General features: G+C 66.1%; 17 protein-coding genes. 8 read left to right on the top strand and 9 right to left on the bottom strand.

The features are described 5' to 3' along the window. Positions 1 to 13: 13 nt before the first annotated feature. The 8 genes from ACIGJG_RS02200 to ACIGJG_RS02165 form a co-directional block, all read right to left on the bottom strand. Entirely contained in the window at positions 14 to 682 is a 669-nt protein-coding gene (locus tag ACIGJG_RS02200; RefSeq protein ID WP_011296623.1) for a ubiquinone biosynthesis accessory factor UbiJ, read from the bottom strand. A gap of 148 nt (positions 683 to 830) precedes the next feature. Then, complete coding sequence (locus ACIGJG_RS02195) at positions 831 to 1,829, bottom strand: Tim44 domain-containing protein (RefSeq protein ID WP_483672702.1); 999 nt, start codon at positions 1,827 to 1,829, stop codon at positions 831 to 833. 72 nt (positions 1,830 to 1,901) lie between these two features. Continuing rightward, positions 1,902 to 2,633, bottom strand: coding sequence for a bifunctional demethylmenaquinone methyltransferase/2-methoxy-6-polyprenyl-1,4-benzoquinol methylase UbiE (gene ubiE / locus ACIGJG_RS02190; RefSeq protein ID WP_011296621.1), 732 nt, complete (start codon positions 2,631 to 2,633; stop codon positions 1,902 to 1,904). A 30-nt stretch (positions 2,634 to 2,663) separates the two neighbouring features. Then, positions 2,664 to 3,080, bottom strand: a complete 417-nt coding sequence (locus ACIGJG_RS02185) for a gamma-butyrobetaine hydroxylase family protein (protein ID WP_011296620.1) — start codon at positions 3,078 to 3,080, stop codon at positions 2,664 to 2,666. 52 nt (positions 3,081 to 3,132) lie between these two features. Beyond that, entirely contained in the window at positions 3,133 to 4,998 is a 1,866-nt protein-coding gene (locus ACIGJG_RS02180; protein ID WP_483672701.1) for an ABC transporter ATP-binding protein/permease, read from the bottom strand. A gap of 154 nt (positions 4,999 to 5,152) precedes the next feature. Further along, positions 5,153 to 5,578 carry an HIT family protein gene (locus ACIGJG_RS02175; RefSeq protein ID WP_011296618.1) on the bottom strand — a complete coding sequence of 142 codons (426 nt, stop codon included), beginning with the start codon at positions 5,576 to 5,578 and terminating at the stop codon, positions 5,153 to 5,155. Positions 5,579 to 5,583: 5 nt separating this feature from the next. Then, positions 5,584 to 9,558, bottom strand: a complete 3,975-nt coding sequence (locus ACIGJG_RS02170) for a DUF3683 domain-containing protein (RefSeq protein WP_483672700.1) — start codon at positions 9,556 to 9,558, stop codon at positions 5,584 to 5,586. Between the two features lie 159 nt (positions 9,559 to 9,717). Continuing rightward, positions 9,718 to 10,296: a YqaA family protein gene (locus ACIGJG_RS02165; RefSeq protein WP_220631274.1), complete on the bottom strand. Its 579-nt coding sequence runs from the start codon at positions 10,294 to 10,296 to the stop codon at positions 9,718 to 9,720. A gap of 312 nt (positions 10,297 to 10,608) precedes the next feature. On the opposite strand from ACIGJG_RS02165, the gene ACIGJG_RS02160 reads away from it, so the two are divergent. The 8 genes from ACIGJG_RS02160 (at position 10,609) to ACIGJG_RS02125 (ending at position 18,987) form a co-directional block, all read left to right on the top strand. Next, positions 10,609 to 11,118 carry a (2Fe-2S)-binding protein gene (locus ACIGJG_RS02160; protein ID WP_011296615.1) on the top strand — a complete coding sequence of 170 codons (510 nt, stop codon included), beginning with the start codon at positions 10,609 to 10,611 and terminating at the stop codon, positions 11,116 to 11,118. Between the two features lie 12 nt (positions 11,119 to 11,130). After that, positions 11,131 to 13,506, top strand: a complete 2,376-nt coding sequence (locus ACIGJG_RS02155) for a xanthine dehydrogenase family protein molybdopterin-binding subunit (protein WP_483672699.1) — start codon at positions 11,131 to 11,133, stop codon at positions 13,504 to 13,506. A gap of 30 nt (positions 13,507 to 13,536) precedes the next feature. Continuing rightward, positions 13,537 to 14,331, top strand: a complete 795-nt coding sequence (locus tag ACIGJG_RS02150) for an FAD binding domain-containing protein (protein WP_011296613.1) — start codon at positions 13,537 to 13,539, stop codon at positions 14,329 to 14,331. A 341-nt stretch (positions 14,332 to 14,672) separates the two neighbouring features. Continuing rightward, the gene (locus ACIGJG_RS02145) at positions 14,673 to 15,569 is read left to right on the top strand and encodes an AAA family ATPase (protein WP_483672698.1); all 897 of its coding nucleotides are present in this window, start codon (positions 14,673 to 14,675) and stop codon (positions 15,567 to 15,569) included. A gap of 3 nt (positions 15,570 to 15,572) precedes the next feature. Further along, positions 15,573 to 16,802 (top strand): vWA domain-containing protein, encoded by a 1,230-nt coding sequence (locus tag ACIGJG_RS02140; RefSeq protein WP_483672697.1) that lies wholly within the window; start codon positions 15,573 to 15,575, stop codon positions 16,800 to 16,802. Positions 16,803 to 16,823: 21 nt separating this feature from the next. Then, a complete protein-coding gene (locus ACIGJG_RS02135) occupies positions 16,824 to 17,372 on the top strand; it encodes an SRPBCC family protein (RefSeq protein ID WP_140948962.1) in 549 nt (182 codons plus the stop codon). Continuing rightward, positions 17,345 to 18,367: an XdhC family protein gene (locus ACIGJG_RS02130; RefSeq protein ID WP_140948963.1), complete on the top strand. Its 1,023-nt coding sequence runs from the start codon at positions 17,345 to 17,347 to the stop codon at positions 18,365 to 18,367. The genes ACIGJG_RS02135 and ACIGJG_RS02130 overlap by 28 nt, the downstream gene beginning before the upstream one ends. A gap of 14 nt (positions 18,368 to 18,381) precedes the next feature. Beyond that, the gene (locus ACIGJG_RS02125) at positions 18,382 to 18,987 is read left to right on the top strand and encodes a nucleotidyltransferase family protein (protein WP_011296608.1); all 606 of its coding nucleotides are present in this window, start codon (positions 18,382 to 18,384) and stop codon (positions 18,985 to 18,987) included. An 89-nt stretch (positions 18,988 to 19,076) separates the two neighbouring features. Here the strand turns inward: ACIGJG_RS02125 and ACIGJG_RS02120 are convergent, their stop codons facing one another. Next, positions 19,077 to 19,427, bottom strand: a complete 351-nt coding sequence (locus tag ACIGJG_RS02120; protein WP_483672696.1) for a 4a-hydroxytetrahydrobiopterin dehydratase — start codon at positions 19,425 to 19,427, stop codon at positions 19,077 to 19,079. Between the last annotated feature and the right edge of the window lie 27 nt (positions 19,428 to 19,454).

Below are 19,454 nucleotides of genomic sequence, written 5' to 3'. Positions count from 1 at the left end.
TGCGGCGGTGCGCTCAGCGATGGGCGGACGGCAATGCCGCCGGCCCGGCTGGACGGGTGCGCTCAAGCCGCTCCAGGCGTTTCTCGAGGCGGGCCAGATCATCACGCACGCGGCCCACGTCCGAACTGAAATCCTCCAATGCCACGTGGCGCACCAGCGTCGGATTTTCGTCCAGCAGGTATTCGGTCACATTCTCAACGAGCGTGCGGCCCACACGCGTGGCCTGCTCATGGACCTGGCGCGCGCCATCGACCATGCGCTGGGCCAGGCTATCGCTGACCGGCCCGCCAAGAATGCCCCGGAACGCGCGCGACAGGTCCTCGGCCGCGTCCCAGCGCAGATTGCGCGCGAGCATGGACACCGTGTTGGCGAGTTCGGCATCGCCCTCCAGGCGCACATGGCGCATTGCCGCAGGCTGGCCGCCGTCGGCTACATCGGCGGCCACGAGCGGCCATTGCTGCAACGGCACCAGCAGCGACACGGCCGGTGCTTCGGCGGCCGGTGCCAGCTCCGTCGTGCCGTCCTCGGTCACCCGCAGCGACAGCGCGAATGCCGCGGCGTCGAAGCGGATCACGCGGCCGGCAAAAGGCACCAGCTGGCTGCGGGCCCAGGGCTCCTGTTCGAGCAGGTGGTTCAGCGCGGCAACGGCAGGCGCGGCCAGGGCGGAAGGCAGAGGATTCATGGCAATGGGCGTGCGGCGCACGGCTGGACAGGCAGACGTCGCACAGGGCCACGCACCGCCTCCAAACGGAAAAGGCCCGCGCTTTCGCGCGGGCCTCCATTCTAAGCTACTCCCCGACAGCGTCGCCGCCATGGGGCACAGACGACACTCAGGATTCCTGCTGGATACCGGCCAGCAGCCAGCCGCCCGTGCCGGCAACCGGCTTGGTCAGGTTCCAGACCTCGGCGAACGGCTGTGCCGCTTCGCCGGTTCGCTCGCGGATCATGCCCGAGAAACGCACGCTGGCCAGGTGCTGGTTCGGCGCGGATTCAATGCCAAGCAGTTGCGCCTCGAGCGTGACCACGTCGGTCTTGTTGACCTCCGCGCCGCGCTCAGCCAGGTCCATCTTGATCTCGCCGAACATTTCCGGCGTCGTGAATTCGCGGATGTCGTCCAGGTTGCCGGCGTCCCACGCGGCCTGCAGGCGCACGAAATGGACCTTGGCGTTGCGCAGGAACGCTTCGGTGTCGAAGTCCGCAGGCACGCCCCAGGGCTGCTGGGCCGCATCGGCAGCGACCGCGGCCGCGCCGGCAGCCGGCATCACCGGATTGCTGGCCGCAGGCGAAGGCGTCTGCTCACGCAGCATCGGCTCGGCGCTGTTGCCAAGGCCACCCATGCCGCCCGCGTTGCCCGCACCGGCGTAGGCCGGCTGCTGGTTACGCTGGCTGCCGCCCCGGAACTTGCGGATCAGCCAGATTGCCACGAACGCGACCAGCGCGATCAGGATCAGGTTGGACAGGAAGCTGGCGGCGGCGCCGGCCAGTCCAAAGTGCGACAGCAGCGCCGCAATACCGACGCCGGCAGCAATACCGCCCAGGATGCCGGCCCAGTTTCGCTTGGGCTTGGCTGCGGCGGCGGCTGCGCCGGCAGCCCCGGCGGTGGCCGGCGCAGCCTGCTGCGCAGGTTGCTGGGCCGGCTGCTGCGACGGCGTTTGCTGAGCCGGCGTTTGCTGAGCCGGCGCCTGCTGGCGTTGCTGCGTCACATTGGACGACTGCTTCCCGATGCTGCGCGAACCGCCCATGCGCTTGGCATTGGCGTCCAGCGCCATGCCCAACGCGATCGCGGCAATCAGCGACCCCACCAGGAATTTTCCGCGAAGTGATGACATATTCAGTGATCCCCTGTCAGTGTCCGCTCAAATTCAGGCTGAGCCGCCGGAATTCAAGCCAGGAATGGCGATTTAATACTTGCGCCCGACGTGGAGCGCCACTACTCCGGCCGTCAGATTGAAGTATTCGACCTTCTCCAGCCCAACTTGTTCCATCAAGCGTACAAGTGAAGTCTGGTCTGGATGCATTCTGATCGATTCTGCCAGATAACGATAGCTCGCGGCATCCCCGGCCACCTTCTGGCCGAGCCACGGCAGCACCTGGAACGAATAGACATCGTATGCCTTTTCCAGCGGCTTCCACACCTTGGAGAATTCCAGAACCATGACCTTGCCGCCAGGCTTCACCACGCGGCGCATCTCGGCCAGCGCAGCGTCCTTGTGGGTCATGTTGCGCAGGCCGAATGCAACGGTGACCAGATCGAAGTAGTTGTCCGGAAACGGAATGTGCTCGGCGTCGCACAGCGCCACCGGTGTGACGACGCCCTTGTCGAGCAGGCGGTCGCGGCCCACGCGCAGCATCGACTCGTTGATGTCCGTGAGCCAGACCTGGCCGGTCGGGCCGGCCTGCTTCGCGAACGCCTTGGCCAGGTCGCCCGTGCCGCCGGCAATGTCCAGCACCTTGTGGCCGGGCCGCACGTTGGCCTGGGCGATGGTGAACATCTTCCACAACCGGTGCATGCCGCCCGACATCAGGTCGTTCATCACGTCATACTTGCTGGCGACCGAATGGAACACGCCGGCAACTTTGCCGGCCTTTTCCGTTTCGTCGACCTTCTCGAACCCGAAGTGGGTTTCGCTCATATCTCGGACTCCAGGTACAGAGGGTACAGATCAGTGGTGATGGCCGCAGCCATGGCCGCCCGGCGCCGCCATGGGCGTGTCACGGTCGGCGCCGGCAGCTTCCAGGCGCTTCAGGTAATCGGCCCACAGCGCCTCCTGCTGGTCGCCAAGGCGGTAGAGCAGTTCCCAGGAATAGATGCCCGTATCGTGGCCGTCGGAGAAGCGGATCTGGACCGCGTAGTTGCCCACGGGCTCCACGGCGGCAATGCCGACATCGCGCTTGCCGGTCTGCAGCACTTCCTGGCCAGGGCCATGGCCCTGCACTTCGGCCGATGGCGAATACACGCGCAGCAGCTCGAACGGCAGCCGGAAGCTGCGCCCGTTGTCGAAGCCGATTTCGAGCACGCGCGACTGCGTGTGCACGGTCAGCGCAGTGGGATGGGGAGTATCTTTTTCGAGGCCTGCCATATTGGGTACGCCGGCTTGGGCGCCTGGTGGATTGGCGTGCCGCGGTCCGCGGTCACGCCTCGCATACGACCCGATAGCTTACCGCAGGCACCCCACCTTGCCCATCTGCCGTGCCGGCACCGTCTTCGGGAACATAGCGCAGCCGGCGGCCGTGGAAGGTCGCCACGGTACTGCGGTGGGCAATGCTGATGATCGCCGCTTCGGGCAATGCCTGCACCATCAGGCGGTACATGGCGCCCTCGGTTTCCTCGTCGAGCGCGCTGGTGGCTTCGTCGAGGAACAGGTACTGGGGCTTCTGCAGCAGCGCACGGGCAAACGCCAGTCGTTGTTGCTCGCCCGGCGACAGCCGCAGCGACCAGTTGTCAAAGACGTCGAGCTGGTCGACAAGCTGTGGCAGCTGCGCCTGGCGCAGTACCGCCTGCAGAGATTCGCCGTCGTGAGCCGTGCCCGCGTCGGGGTACGCCAGCGCATCCGCCAGCGTGCCGATTGGCAGGTAGCTGCGCTGCGGCAGGAACAGCATGCGCGCGCCGGCCGGCATGGTCACGGTACCGGTGCCATACGGCCAGATGCCAGCCAGCGCGCGGAACAGCACGCTCTTGCCGCAGCCGGACGGCCCGCTTACGAGCCAGCGCTCGCCCGGCGCAATCGCCAGCGAGAACGGTGCGACCAGCGGACGCTGGCCCACGCTCGCGCCGCGTTGCGCCCGCACTGGCAGGGCGAGGCCAAGGCCGTCGACGTCGATACCCGCCTGCGATTCGCCGGTATGCTCGACCTCGATGTCGCGCGTGCCGGTGTGCGTCACGTCCTGCCGCTCCGCGACGCGGATCGCTTCCTGGAAATCGATCAGACGGTTGGCCGCGGCCTTCCAGCCGACCAGCGTCGCGTAGCTATCCACGAACCACGACAGCGCGCCCTGTACCTGGCCGAACGCCGAGCTGGTCTGCATCAGGCCGCCCAGCGTCATCTTGCCGGCGAAGTAACGCGGCGCCGCAACCAGAATCGGGAAGATGATCGCGAACTGCGCATAGCCCGAACTCACGAACGTCAGCCGCCGCGTATAGCGCATGAGCTGGTTCCAGTTCGCACGAATGCGGTCGAAGCGCGCGCGCAGCCCGGCCTGCTCGGTCGGCTCGCCGCGGTACAGCGCCACGGGTTCGCTGTTCTCGCGCAGGCGCACCAGCGTGAAACGGAAATCCGCCTCGTACTGTTCCTGCTGGAAGTTCAGGCCGATCAGCGGCCGGCCGACGACGTGCGCAATCAGCGAGCCGATCACGGCGTAGCCCGCGGCAAACCACACCATGTAGCCTGGGATCACGAACTCGTTGCCGCCCAGCGCTATGCTGATCGGGCCCGACACCGTCCACAGGATGCCGACGAAGGACAGCAGCGTCACCACGGAATTGAGCAGCCCCAGCGACAGCGTCAGCGCGCCGTCGGTGAACTGGCGCAGGTCGTCGGAAATACGCTGGTCGGGGTTGTCGGTGGTGTGCGTCTGCTCGATCCGGTAGTACGCCTGGTGTCCCATCCAGTGGCCCATGAACTGGCCCGTCATCCAGGTACGCCAGCGCATCTGCAGCATCATCGTGTAGTACTGCCGCGAGATTGCGGCGACGATGAAGAAAGCCGCGATCCATGAGAAGCGCAGCAGCAGCACCTTGAACGACGCGTAATCGCGCTGCTCCAGCGCGTTGTAGAACACGCGGTTCCACTCGTTGAGCAGCACGTTGATGTAGACGATGCCAAGGTTGAGCGCGACCACCAGGGTCAGCAGGCCCAGGCCCGCCTTGCGGTCTTCGGACTTCCAGTAGGGCTTGATCAGCGCCCAGGTCGCGCCCATGCGCAACCGGCTCTGGATCTTGAGGGCCCTGGCGGGAACGGCCGGGCCCGGTACGGTGACGGAAGTCGGTGTAGTGGACATAGCGGCAGCGGTACGCCCGCGGCGCTACGGCGGGCTTATTCTTCTGGAAACAGCAACGGCCGCGACGGCCCTTGCGACGACAACAGGGATTCAGACGCATCCCGCGCGGCGCGGTTCCGCCGCGCCGCCCGGAAGGCAGTTGCCGCCGCGTAGCTTAGCTGTCGGCCGCCAGTGCGGAAAGTGCCGTGCGCAGCGCCGGCAGCCGGCTCGCCAACTCCGCCATGCGTGCCGGGTCCGCGGCACGTTGCGGCGCGGCCCAGATGGCTTCGGGGAAATGCGTATCCCAGCGATAGCGCGGGATGATGTGCCAGTGCAGGTGCGGCACCATATTGCCGAACGCGGCCAGGTTGACCTTGTCCGGCGTCATGACTTCGCGCACCAGGCGCTCCACGCGCGCGACCAGCCGCATCAGCCAGGCCTGGTCGGTCTCGTCGAGATCGGTCAGTTCCGCCGCATGGTCGTTCCAGACGATGCGGCAGAAGCCCGGGAAACGGTCGTGCTCGACCAGGATCACGCGCGCGCGGTCACCCATCCAGACGAGCTCGCCGCCGTCGGCTTCGCACAGGGGGCAGCCCTGCATGCGCGTCACACCAGCACCCGCTCGATGCCGCCGGCGTTGGCCTTGGCCACGTACTCGGGCATCCAGTTGTCGCCCAGCAGATGCTTGGCCATCTCCACGACGATGTAATCAGCCTGCACCGATGCATCTTCGTTGTAGCGCGACAGGCCCTGCAGGCACGACGGGCAGCTGGTCAGGATCTTGACGTCGCCGGTGAAACCGTCAGCGCGCAGCTTGTCGGCGCCCTTGGTCATCTCCTCTTCCTTGCGGAAGCGGATCTGCGTCGAGACATCCGGACGGGTCACGGCCAGCGTGCCCGACTCGCCGCAGCAACGGTCGTTCTTCTCGATCTTGCCGGCCGCACCGTTGCCGCCCACGAGCTCGTTGACGAGCTTGGTCGGATCCATGGTCTTGATCGGCGTGTGGCACGGGTCGTGGTACATGTAGCGCGTACCGGTGATGCCTTCGAGCTTCACGCCCTTCTCGAGCAGGTATTCGTGGATGTCGATGATGCGGCAGCCCGGGAAGATCTTCTCGAATTCATAGCCGGCGAGCTGGTCGTAGCACGTACCGCAGCTGACCACCACCGTCTTGATGTCGAGGTAGTTCAGCGTATTGGCGACGCGATGGAACAGCACGCGGTTGTCGGTGACGATCTTCTCGGCCTTGTCATACTGGCCGCTGCCGCGCTGCGGATAGCCGCAGCACAGGTAGCCCGGCGGCAGCACGGTCTGCACGCCGACGTGCCACAGCATTGCCTGCGTGGCCAGGCCCACCTGCGAGAACAGCCGCTCCGAGCCGCAGCCCGGGAAGTAGAACACCGCTTCCGTTTCCGGCGTGGTCGCCTTCGGGTCGCGAATGATCGGCACGATCTCGTTGTCCTCGATGTCGAGCAGCGCGCGTGCCGTCTTCTTGGGCAGGTTGCCCGGCATCTTCTTGTTGATGAAGTGGATCACCTGCTCGCGCACCGGCGGCTTGCCGACCGTGGCGGGCGGGTGAGCGGTCTGCTTCTTCGCGAACTTCTTCAGCACCTCGTTGCCGAGGCGCTGTGCCTTGTAGCCCCAGTCGATCATGACCTTGCGGGTCAGGTTGATGGTCTCGGGGCTGGTGGCGTTCAGGAAGAACATCGACGCTGCCGTGCCGGGGTTGAATTTCTTCTGCCCCATCTTGCGCAGCAGGTTGCGCATGTTCATCGACACATCGCCGAAGTCGATCTTCACCGGGCACGGCGTCGCGCACTTGTGGCAGACCGTGCAGTGGTCGGCCACGTCGGAGAACTCGTCCCAGTGCTTGATCGACACGCCGCGGCGCGTCTGCTCTTCGTACAGGAAGGCCTCGACCAGCAGCGAGGTCGCCAGGATCTTGTTGCGCGGGCTGTACAGCAGGTTCGCGCGCGGCACGTGCGTGGCGCACACCGGCTTGCACTTGCCGCAGCGCAGGCAGTCCTTGACGCTGTCGGCAATCGCGCCGATATCGCTCTGCTGCATGATCAGGGACTCATGCCCCATCAGGCCGAACGACGGCGTGTACGCATTGCGCAGGTCGGCGCCCGGCAGCAACTTGCCCTTGTTGAAGCGGCCTTGCGGATCGACCTTCTGCTTGTAGGTGCGGAAGTCGCCGATCTCATCCTCGGTCAGGAATTCGAGCTTGGTGATGCCGATGCCGTGCTCGCCCGAAATCACGCCGTCGAGCGAACGCGCCAGATCCATGATGCGGGCCACCGCGCGGTGGGCGTCCTGCAGCATGTCGTAGTTGTCCGAATTGACCGGAATGTTCGTGTGCACGTTGCCGTCGCCGGCATGCATGTGCAGCGCGACAAAGACACGGCCGCGCAGCACCTGCTTGTGGATCGCCTGCGCTTCGTCGAGGATCGGCTTGAACTCGCCGCCGTTGAAGATCTTGCGCAGCTCGGCGCGCACTTCGCTCTTCCAGGACACGCGGATCGTGCGGTCCTGCAGCAGGTGGAACACATTGGCGTCCGGCTGTTGCTGCAGGCGCGCATCGAACGCCTGGCCGAGCAAACCCAGGCCATGGCCGATCAGCGCAGCCTTGGCGGTGGCCAGCGGCGTGTCGAGGTGGTCCTGCAGGTAGCGCCAGCGCGAGCGGATCTCGCGCAGCAGCGTGAGCGCATGCTGGACGCGGTCTTCGAGCAGTTCGGCGCTCGGGATCTCGTTGGCGTCGTCGCTGCGGCCCAGCGGCAGGTTGCCGCGTGCGAAGAACGCTTCCAGCGCGTCGACCAGCGCGAGCTTGTTCTTGATCGACAGCTCGATGTTGATGCGCTCGATGCCGTCGGTGTACTCGCCCATGCGCGGCAGCGGAATCACCACGTCTTCATTGATCTTGAAGGCGTTGGTGTGGCGTGCGATGGCAGCGGTGCGCGAACGGTCGAGCCAGAATTTCTTGCGGGCCTCCGGGCTCACGGCGATAAAGCCTTCGCCGCTCTTGCCGTTGGCCATGCGGATCACTTCCGAAGTGGCGCGCGCCACGGCGTCTTCATCGTCGCCGACGATATCGCCGATCAGCACCATCTTCGGGAACGCGTTGCGCTTGCTCTTGGTCGCGTAGCCGACCGCGCGCAGGTAGCGCTCGTCGAGGTGCTCCAGGCCTGCCAGGATGGCGCCGCCCGGCTTCTTCGACTCGGCGTCGAGGTAGTCCTTGATCTCGACGATGCTCGGAATCGCATCGCGCGCCTGGCCGAAGAACTCCAGGCACACCGTGCGGATGTGCTTCGGCATGCGGTGCAGGATCCAGCGCGCGCTCGTGATGATGCCGTCGCAGCCTTCCTTCTGCACGCCGGGCAGGCCCGCCAGGAACTTGTCGGTAACGTCCTTGCCCAGCCCTTCCTTGCGGAACACGCGGCCCTGGATGGCGAGCGTCTCGGTGCGCAGCACCTTCTCGCCCGGCGCGCGGTTGCCGTCCGACCACTTCAGTTCGAACGTGGCGACCGCCACGTCGTGGATCTTGCCGAGGTTGTGGTCCAGGCGCGTGACTTCAAGCCAGTTGCCTTCCGGATCGACCATGCGCCACCAGGCCAGGTTGTCCAGCGCGGTGCCCCACAGCACGGCCTTCTTGCCGCCGGCGTTCATGGCCACGTTACCGCCGATGCAGGATGCGTCGATCGAGGTCGGGTCCACGGCGAACACCAGGCCGGCCTTCTCGGCGGCGTCGGCCACGCGGCGCGTCACTACGCCGGCGCCGGAGAAGATCGTAGCGACCTTGTGGGACAAGCCCGGCAAGTCGGTTTCCTCGACCGGGCCGAGCTGTTCGAGCTTCTCGGTGTTGATGACCGCGCTCATCGGCGTCAGCGGCACGGCGCCGCCGGTGTAACCGGTGCCGCCCCCGCGCGGGATGATGGTCAGGCCGAGTTCGAAACAGCCCTTGACCAGGCCGGCGATCTCTTCCTCGGTATCGGGCGTCAGCACGACGAACGGATACTCGACACGCCAGTCGGTCGCGTCGGTCACGTGCGACACACGCGACAGCCCGTCGAATTTGATGTTGTCCTTCTGCGTGACGCGGCCCAGCACGCGCTGCGCGCGCTTGCGCAGATCGTAGGCGGCGGCAAATTCGTTCTTGAAATCCTCGATCGCCTGCTTGGCAAACGCGACGAGCTGCTCCACGCGGTGCGAGCGGTCCTCGGCGGCCGGCTCGGCGTGCTCGGCACGGTCGGCCGCGCGGCGCTTCTCGATCTCGCCCAGGCGATGGTGCAGCGCGCTCACCAGCATCTGGCGGCGCTTGGGATTCTCGAGCAGGTCGTCCTGCAGGTACGGGTTGCGGCGCACGACCCAGATATCGCCGAGCACCTCGTACAGCATGCGTGCCGAACGGCCGGTCCGGCGTTCGCTGCGCAGTTCGTCCAGGATGCGCCAGGCCTCTTCGCCGAGCAGGCGGATGACAATCTCGCGGTCCGAGAAGGACGTGTAGTTATAGGGGATTTCACGCAGGCGCGGAGGGGCGTCCTGCGCGGCGAGCTTGGCGTCGAGCACGAGTGGGGCGTTCATGGGGGGACCGCTTCCTGCTGCGCACTGAAGGGGTGCGCCGATCGTTCATTAAAGGGCGATTGTACTGCATGGCACGGTTTCGCCGCGCCGCAACATGGCACAACCCGTGCCGGAACAAGGGTTTAGCGCCGCTCTGCGCACCATCCGACACGCAAGCATTCAGAACCAGGACCGCAACATCTGGGCAATGTTGTGCCAAAAACTGTCCGGAATCCACAGCAGACTGGCAGTCATGGCCAGATATCGCAGGAATTTGCCGATCGCCATGTAAGCCAGGCTCGGCCAGAACGACAATCGGAGCCAACCCGCCAATGTGCATAAAGGATCACCAATGGCAGGCAGCCATGACAGTAGCAGCGTTGGCGGCCCAAGGCGTTTCATCCAGTGAAAGTAGCGTGCGTCGAGCTTTGGCTTGGTGGGCTTGCGCACATGACGGCGATGTTCGCGATGTTCCTGCTCGTGCTCGCGCATCTGGCGCCGCTTGCGGTAGCGCACCAGCGCGAGCTTGGCCGCGTAGCCGAGCCACCAGTCGATGGCACCGCCCGCGGTGTTGCCCAGCGTGGCAACCAGCACCGCCGGCCAGAACATGTCCGGGTTGAGCTTGATGTAGCCGAATACGGCCGGCTCCGAGCCCAGCGGTAGCAGCGTGGCCGACACCAGGCTCACGACGAAGATCGCGGGCAGGCCCACCTTGGGGAGGGCGACGGTCTCGAACAGCCAGTCGAAGAAGGCTTCCATGTCTTGGTGCCGGGGTATCTGAGCGTGCCGGTTCGGTGCCAGCCATTCTAGCCGCCCCCCTTTCGAGGCACGGGGAACCCGCATGGCACCGCCCGGCGATTTGTGATTAACTGTTAGAGCCCGTCGCGGCCAAACGTTCGCCGGCCGCCGGGAGTTTTCCTCCCGCACGGCAGCCGCCGTGGGCAGCACCGGCAGCACCAATATCACGAAATAGCCGTAGCAAACGGCAGTACCGCGTCGTGGCCAGTCCCGCGCTGTTCTTTCGGGTTCCTGGGAATTGGTCATGCGCTTCCACCCCTCATGGAGACAAGCATGCCGATTCCGATCCGCCTGACGGTCAATGGCAAGGCCGTTGACGCTCAGGTAGAACCCAACACCCTACTCGTCCAGTTCCTCCGCGAACAACTCCGGCTGACCGGCACGCATGTCGGCTGCGATACCGCGCAGTGCGGCGCCTGCACGATCCACCTGGACGGGCGCGCGGTCAAGTCCTGCAATATCCTCGCCGTGCAGGCCGATGGCGCCGAGGTTACGACCATTGAGGGCCTCGCAGGCATACGCGTGGGCAACGGGTCTCCGGCCATGCACCCGATGCAGGAAGCCTTCCGCGAATGCCACGGCCTGCAATGCGGCTTCTGCACGCCCGGCATGGTCATGGCAGCCACGGCGCTCGTGAACGCGCGGCCGGATGCCGATGCCACCACCATCCGCCAGCAACTCGAAGGCAACCTGTGCCGCTGCACCGGTTATCACAACATCGTCAAGGCCGTGCAGCAGGGCCAGGCCGCCATGCTCGCGGGCACCGCCGCGAGCGCCGAGTAAGGGAGGCCAGCCATGAACGCACCCGAATCGCAGAAATTCGTCGGCACGGCGGTCAAGCGCAAGGAAGACTTCCGCTTCCTGACCGGCAACGGCCAGTACACCGACGACATCGTGCTTCCGCAGCAGAGCTACGGCTACTTCCTGCGCTCGCCACACGCCCATGCGCGCATCAAGTCGATCGACAAGAGCGCGGCGCTGGATTCGCCCGGCGTGATCGCCGTATTGACCGGCGAGGACATGGCCGCCGACAAAGTCGGTGGTTTGCCCTGCGGCTGGCTGATCCACAGCATCGACGGCACGCCGATGAAGGAGCCGCCCCACCCCGTCATCGCGCAAGGCAAGGTGCGCCATGTCGGCGACCAGGTGGCGCTGGTGGTGGCCGAGACGCTGATGCAGGCGAAGGACGCCGCCGAGAAGATCGACGTCCAATACGAAGAACTGCCTGCCGTCGTCAACGCGGCCGATGCCGCCGCGGCCACGACGCTCGTGCATGACGACGTGCCAGCCAACACCTGCTACACGTGGGGCCACGGCGACAAGGCCGCAACCGACGCCGCGTTCGCCAAGGCCGCGCACGTGACCACGCTGGATATCGTGAACAACCGGCTGATCCCCAACGCGATCGAACCGCGCGCGGTCAACGCGAGCTACACGCGCCAGGACGACAGCTACACGGTCTACGTGGCCAACCAGAACCCGCATGTCGAACGCCTGCTGATGGGCGCCTTCGTGCTGGGCCTGCCGGAATCGCGGCTGCGCATCATCGCGCCGGATGTTGGCGGCGGCTTCGGCTCGAAGATCTTCCTCTATGCGGAGGACGTGGCGCTAACCTGGGCCTCGAAGAAGATCGGCCGGCCGATCAAGTGGACGGCCGAGCGGTCGGAATCATTCCTGACCGATGCCCATGGCCGCGACCACGTGACCAAGGCCGAGCTCGCGCTCGACAGCGACGGCAAGTTCCTGGCCATGCGCGTGCACACCACGGCCAACATGGGCGCGTACCTGTCGACATTCGCGAGCAGCGTGCCGACCATCCTTTACGCGACGCTGCTGGCCGGACAGTACGCCACGCCGGCGATCTACGCCGAAGTGAAGGCGGTGTTCACCAACACCGCGCCCGTGGACGCCTACCGTGGCGCGGGCCGCCCCGAAGCGACATACGTAGTCGAACGCCTGGTGGAAACCGCCGCGCACGAGATGAAGATGGACCCGGCCGAACTGCGCCGCAAGAACTTCATCCGCGATTTCCCGTACGCGACGCCGGTCGGCCTGACCTACGACACTGGCGACTACGAGCCCTGCCTCGCACGTGCGCAGGAACTCGCCGACGTGAAGGGCTTCCCGGCGCGCCGCGACGAAGCTAAGCAGCGCGGCAAGCTGCGCGGCCTCGGCTACTCGTGCTACATCGAAGCGTGCGGGCTGGCGCCGTCGAACATTGCCGGCGCACTGGGCGCGCGCGCGGGCCTGTTCGAAGTCGGCGAGATCCGCGTGCACCCGACCGGCTCCGTCACGGTATTCACCGGCTCGCACAGCCATGGGCAAGGCCACGAAACCACGTTCGCGCAGATCGTGGCTGACCGGCTTGGCATCGCGCTGGAATCCGTCGAGATCGTGCACGGCGACACCGGCCGCGTGCCGTTCGGCATGGGCACCTACGGCTCGCGCTCGCTCGCGGTGGGCGGCTCGGCGATCATGAAGGCGCTTGACAAGATCGAGGCCAAGGCCAAGAAGATCGCCGCGCACTTGCTCGAAGCGTCCGATGCCGATGTCGAGTTCAGCAACGGCGTGTTCCGCGTGGCCGGCACCGACCGCACCAAGACCTTTGGCGAAGTCGCGCTGACCGCCTATGTGCCGCATAACTACCCGCTCGACAAGCTCGAGCCCGGGCTGAATGAAAACGCGTTCTACGATCCGACCAACTTCACGTACCCTTCGGGCGCCTACGTATGCGAGGTCGAAGTCGACCCGGAAACCGGCGAGTCGCAAGTCGTGAAGTTCACCGCAGTCGACGACTTCGGCAACATCGTCAACCCGATGATCGTTGAAGGCCAGGTGCACGGCGGCATCGGCCAGGGCCTCGGCCAGGCCATGCTGGAACAGTGCATCTACGACAGCGATAGCGGCCAGTTGCTGACCGGCTCGTACATGGACTACGCGATGGCGCGCGCGGGCGACCTGCCCGACTTCACCGTGGAAACCGCCAAGGGCACGCCGTGCACGCACAACCCGCTCGGCGTGAAGGGTTGCGGCGAAGCCGGCGCCATCGGCTCGCCGCCCGCGTTCATCAACGCGCTGGTCGATGCGCTATCGCCACTCGGCGTGAAAGACCTGCAAATGCCAGCCACGCCGCATCGCGTGTGGCAGGCCATCCAGGCCGCCAAGCCCTGAGTCCGCCGACGAACCACAAAGGAAACCGACATGTACGCATTCCAGTTTGAACGTGCAGCGGATGCCAAGGCGGCCGTCGCGAAGCTCAAGGCCGACCCCGACGCCAAGTTCCTGGCCGGCGGCCAGAGCCTGCTGGCCGCGATGAAGCTGCGCCTCGCCTCGCCGTCCACGCTCATCGACGTAGCACGCATCCCCGGCATGGCCGATATCCGCGTCGAAGGCAACGAAGTCGTGATCGGCGCCGCCGCGCGCCACGCCGACGTTGCCGCCAACGCCGAGGTACGCCAGCGCATCCCCGCACTGGCCGCACTGGCCGAAGGCATCGGCGACCGCCAGGTCCGCGCGATGGGCACCATCGGTGGCTCGCTAGCCAACGACGACCCCGCCGCGTGCTATCCGGCCGCCGTACTGGGGCTGAACGCAACGGTAGTCACCGACCGCCGCACCATCGCCGCCGACGACTTCTTCAAAGGCTTGTACGAAACCGCGCTGGAGCCAGACGAACTGATCACGGCCGTGCGCTTCCCGATCCCCGAGAAAGCGGCCTACATCAAGTTCCGTAACCCGGCCTCGCGCTTCGCGCTGGTCGGCGTGATGGTCGCGCGCACCGGCGGCAATGTGCGAGTCTCCGTCACCGGCGCAGCGGACAGTGTGTTCCGCAGCCAGCCGCTGGAGCAGGCGCTCGCGACCAGCTTCACGCCAGCGGCAGCCAAAGCGGTCAAGGTGGACCCATCACGCCTGAACGCAGACCTGCACGCGTCAGCCGAGTACCGCGCTCACTTGATCCCGGTGCTGGCAGCGAGAGCCGTGGAGGCCGCAGGCTAGAGCAGGAAGGTGCCGCTCAAGGAGCAGGAAGTCGAAACCCGCACCGTCAGCACAACGATGGTGTGGCCTTTCCCTCCCCTTGATCGGCGCCTCGCGCTCGGCCAGCTCCGCGGTCGTCCGGGGCTGCGCCCCGGACAGCTCGCGCAGTGTCTGAGCAGCCGTTCAGGCTGCGAGTTTTGCGCGAGCGCCGCGGAGCTGGCCGAGTGCGAGGGGGTGTCGCCGATCACGGGGTCGCCTTTCTTGCTTCTTCTTTGGCGAGACAAAGAAGAAGTAGCCTCCGAAGGAGGCTATAGCCACGGCGCCAAGCCAAGCAACAACGCATGCAGCAACAAAAAGCCCCAATGCAACCCACCTCCATCGACGAAACCGTCGCACAACTAGCCTCCCACCAATACTTCGCCGACCGCGAAACCGCCACCGTCCTATACCTGGCCCTGCGCATGCAGCGCCCCCTATTCCTCGAAGGCGAACCCGGCGTAGGCAAAACAGCCCTGGCCCAAGCCATGGCCGAAGTCATGGGAACGAGGCTGCTGCGCCTCCAATGCTACGAAGGCCTGGACGCGGCGAGCGCCCTATATGAATGGGACTACCCCCGCCAGATCATGGCCCTGCGCGTAGCCGAAGCCCGCGGCGAGCGCCCCGAAGCGCAATCGCTCTACCACGACGACTACCTGCTCAAGCGTCCGGTGCTCGAAGCCCTGCTCCCCGACCCGGCCGCACCGAACTCGCCACGCGTCCTGCTGATCGACGAGATTGACCGCGCCGACGAACCGTTCGAAGCGTTCCTGCTGGAGATACTTTCCGAGTACCAGGTATCGATTCCCGAAATCGGCGTGATCCGCGCCGAGCGTCCGCCGCTGATCATCGTCACATCGAATCGCACGCGCGAAGTGCATGACGCCCTGAAGCGCCGCTGCCTGTACCAGTGGATGGGCTACCCGCAACGCGACCGCGAACTCCAGATCGTCGCCGCAAGAGCCCCCGAAGCCGCCGCGAAATTGCAGGCGCAGGCCGTCGATTTCATCCACCGCCTGCGCGGCATCGACCTGTTCAAGGCCCCCGGCATCGCCGAGGCCATCGACTGGTGCCGCGCGTTGTCCGCGCTCGGCGTCACCGAACTCGACCCGCAGTCCGTGCGTGACACGCTCGGCGTGCTACTCAAGTACCAGGACGACCTGGCCCGCGCCGACGGCCCCACTGTCGCCGAACTGCTCGCGGGCACATCAGCCGCGACCTGACCGATGGCCACGCTGCACCCCGCCCCCGCCAGCAGGCCTGGCCCCGCCCTGCCAGTGCTGGCCCGCAACGTCACGCATTTCATGCGCCTGCTGCATGACGGTGGTTTCGCGCTGTCCCCCGCGCATTCGATTGACGCATTGGAAGCGCTGCAATATGTCGACATCGGCCAGCGCGACGACGTGCGCGCAGCGCTCGCCGCACTGGTGCTCACAGGTCCCGACCAGCGCCCGCTGTTCGATGCCGCCTTCGACCTGTTCTGGCGCGACCCCGACTGGGAAGGCAAGCTGCGCGCGATGCTGCTGCCGCGCGTCGATGCGGGCGCGCCGCCGCCGCGCCGCAGCAACCGGCTCGCCGATGCACTCGCGGCACGCCAGCCGGAACTGCCCTCGCGCCCGCAACAAACCGAAGCGGAACGCATGGCGGTACCGCTGACTTTTTCCGATCAGGAGCGCCTGGCGCAGCGCGATTTCGAAACGCTGACCGCGCAGGAATGGCGCGCATTGCAGCACCTGATCCGCAAACGCCGCGCGCACCTGGCAATGGAACGCACGCGCCGCCTGCGTCCGGCCAGCCGTGGCACCCATGCCGACCTGCGCGCCAGCGCGCGCCTGGCGGTACGTCAGCATGGCGAATGGCTGCGCTGGAAATACCGCCGCCACGCCGAACGCAAGCCTCCGGTCGTGCTGCTACTCGACATCTCCGGCTCGATGAGCCAGTACTCGCGCGCGGTGCTGTACTTCTGCCATGCGCTGACGCTGTCGCGCGAACGGCTGTCGGTGTTTCTGTTCGGCACGCGGCTCACCAACATTACGCGCGCCTTGCGCGAACGCGATCCCGACGAGGCCGTGGCGGTGATCACCGGGCAGGTACGCGACTGGGCCGGCGGCACGCGCATCGGTGAAGCACTGGCCAGTTTCAACCGCCAGTGGGCGCGCCGCACGCTGTCCGGCCGGGCCACGGTGCTCCTCGTCACCGACGGGCTCGATCACGAACACATCGAACTGCTCGGCAACGAGATGGCGCGGCTGCGACGCTTTGCGCACCGCATCATCTGGCTCAATCCTCTGCTGCGCTATCCGGGCTTCACACCACAGGCGCGCGGGGTACAGGCTATCCTGCCTCATGTCGACGCGCTGCGGCCGGCCCACAATCTCGACAGCCTGCTTGCACTGCAGAGCTTGCTGTCCGAGCCGCATATGGGCCCCGCGCCAGCGGCTTCGTTTCACCTATGAAATAAACAAGGAATCCGCCCCATGGAAATGAACCAGAGCCAGCGCCTGCCGGTGCCCCAGCAAGTGGCATGGGAGGCTCTCAACGACACGGCGCTGCTCAAGCAGTGCATTCCCGGATGTGAGAGCATCGAGCCTGACGGCGAAAATGCCTACCAGCTCGCATTGACGGCGGCGGTGGGTCCGGTCAAGGCCCGGTTCAAGGGACGCATGGCACTGCAGGACATCCAGGCGCCCCACAGCTACACGATCCAGTTCGACGGACAGGGCGGTGCTGCGGGCTTCGGCAAGGGGTCCGCACGCGTCACGCTGGAACCCGACGGCGATGAAACGGTTCTCACGTACGTGGTCAATGCGCAGGTGGGCGGCAAGATCGCCCAGATCGGCTCGCGGCTGGTAGACGCCGCGGCGCGCAAGATGGCGGACGCCTTCTTCACGCGTTTCACCGAGGCGCTGTCTGCGCCCGATGACGCCGCACAACAACAAGACGCCGCCCCTGAAGGCGGCGACACGCAACAAACAGAGGAACCCAAGCGGAAGCGATCATGGACAGCGTGGATCTCGAAGTCCTGAGAAGCAGCGTACGGTGGCAGCAGGAAGGCCACCGCGTACTGCTGGTCACCGTAGTCAGAACCTGGGGCTCGTCGCCCCGCCCCGAAGGCGCGATGCTGGCCGTGCGCGACGACGGGCTTGTCGTCGGCTCGGTCTCCGGCGGCTGCATCGAAGACGATCTCATCGACCGCGTGCGTCGGCTTGGCATCACCGCGGATCATCCCGAATCGGTCAAGTACGGCATCAGCGCCGAAGAAGCCCACCGCTTCGGCCTGCCGTGCGGTGGCACCATCGAACTGGTGACCGAGCCGCTCAAGCCGGCGAGCGGCATCGCGGAATTGCTCGACGCCGTCGAGAACGGCAGGCTGGTGACACGCACGCTCGACATGGCCACCGGCACGGCCACGCTCGGCCCGGCCGAGGCCACCGACGGCCTCGTTTTCGACGGCAATTCGCTGCTGACCATTCATGGCCCGCGCTATCGCATGCTGGTGATCGGCGCCGGGCAGTTGTCGAAATACCTGTGCCAGATCGCCGTGGGCCTGGGCTTCCAGGTCACCGTATGCGACCCGCGCGAGGAATACACGGAAACGTGGGACATCCCCGGCGTGACGATGGTCCGCACCATGCCCGACGACACCGTGACGGACATGAAGCTCGACGAGCGCTGCGCGGTGATCGCGCTCACGCACGACCCCAAGCTCGACGACCTGGCCCTGATGGAAGCGCTGCGCACCCGCGCGTTCTACGTCGGCGCGCTGGGTTCGCGCCGCAACAACCAGGCCCGGCGCGAACGTCTCAAGGAATTCGACCTCAACGACGTACAGCTTGCCCGGCTGCACGGTCCGGTCGGTATCTTCATCGGCAGCCGCACGCCGCCCGAGATCGCCATTTCCATCCTTGCCGAAGTCGTGGCCGCCAAGAACCACGTCTCGCTGCCCGACATCCTGCAGGTGGAAGGCGCCAAGGCGGCACGTGAACTGGCCGCGGGAACCGGCAGCAGCTGCGACACCTGAGTGTGAGTTTCGCCATGAATGCTGCCCGCAATGCTCCGCTGATCAAGACCGACCTGCCAACCGGGATTCTTCTGGCAGCCGGATTCGGCCGGCGCTTCGACGCCAATGGCCAGCGCAACAAGCTGCTGGAAAAGCTGCCTGACGGCCGCACCATCGCATGGCGCAGCGCGCGCACGCTGGCGGCTGCGCTGCCCGAATCGATTGCCGTGATCCGGCCCGGCAATCCTGCGTTGGCGGAAGAGCTGAGGCGTGGTGGCTGTCGCGTGATCGAGGCTGCCGAGGCAGAGGCTGGCATGGGTGCAGCGCTGCGCGCTGCGGTGGCGGCAACCCCTGATGCGCATGGGTGGGTAGTCGCGCTGGCTGACATGCCGTGGCTGCCATTGGAGCTGGTGCGCGCTGTGGCGTTGACGATCACCTCGCCCGAGACGATCGCTGCGCCGTGGCGGGATGGGCGGCGCGGGCATCCGGTTGGTTTTGGCGCGGCCTGGCGGGAGGAGTTGCTGAAGCTCGATGGGGATGAGGGGGCGCGGGCGCTTTTGAAGGCGCAGCCGGTGACGCGGATCTTGACCGAGGATGAGGGAGCGTTCAGGGATGTGGATTTGCCGGGAGATTTGAAATAGCGGCTCCGGCTTCTCCCCTCTCTCACTGCGTGAGCGAGGGGAGCCACATCATCCGTGGCGTTGCGTCATCGGGATTTCTGGCGAGAACGCTATCCCTGGGTCATCCCGGCCGCCAACTCCGAAGTCTTGGCCGCCATCACAAAATCATTCCGATGCAACCCCTTGATCTTCTTGGTCCGCCAGGACACGGTGGCATGCCCCCATCCAAAGCTGATTTCCGGATGATGCCCCTCCTCCTCAGCCAGCCGCCCGACACCACTGACGAACTCCAGCGCCTGCGCAAAGTTGCGAAACGTGAAGCTGCGTTCAAGCCGGCCGGCGTCATCGGCAAGCGTCCATCCCGGCGTCTCGACCAATAGCGCCTCGGCCTCTGCCCGCTCCAGCGGAGGAATACCCCCACGGCAAGGCGTGCAAGTCTGCGATTCCAGTTTCTCGCTCATGGCAACACTCCTTCAGCAGCGGCAGGC

The organism is Cupriavidus sp. C1SS-2L, assembly GCF_057073735.1.
Note: the sequence above shows the minus strand (reverse complement) of the source record. Positions and strands in the feature narration are given on the sequence as shown.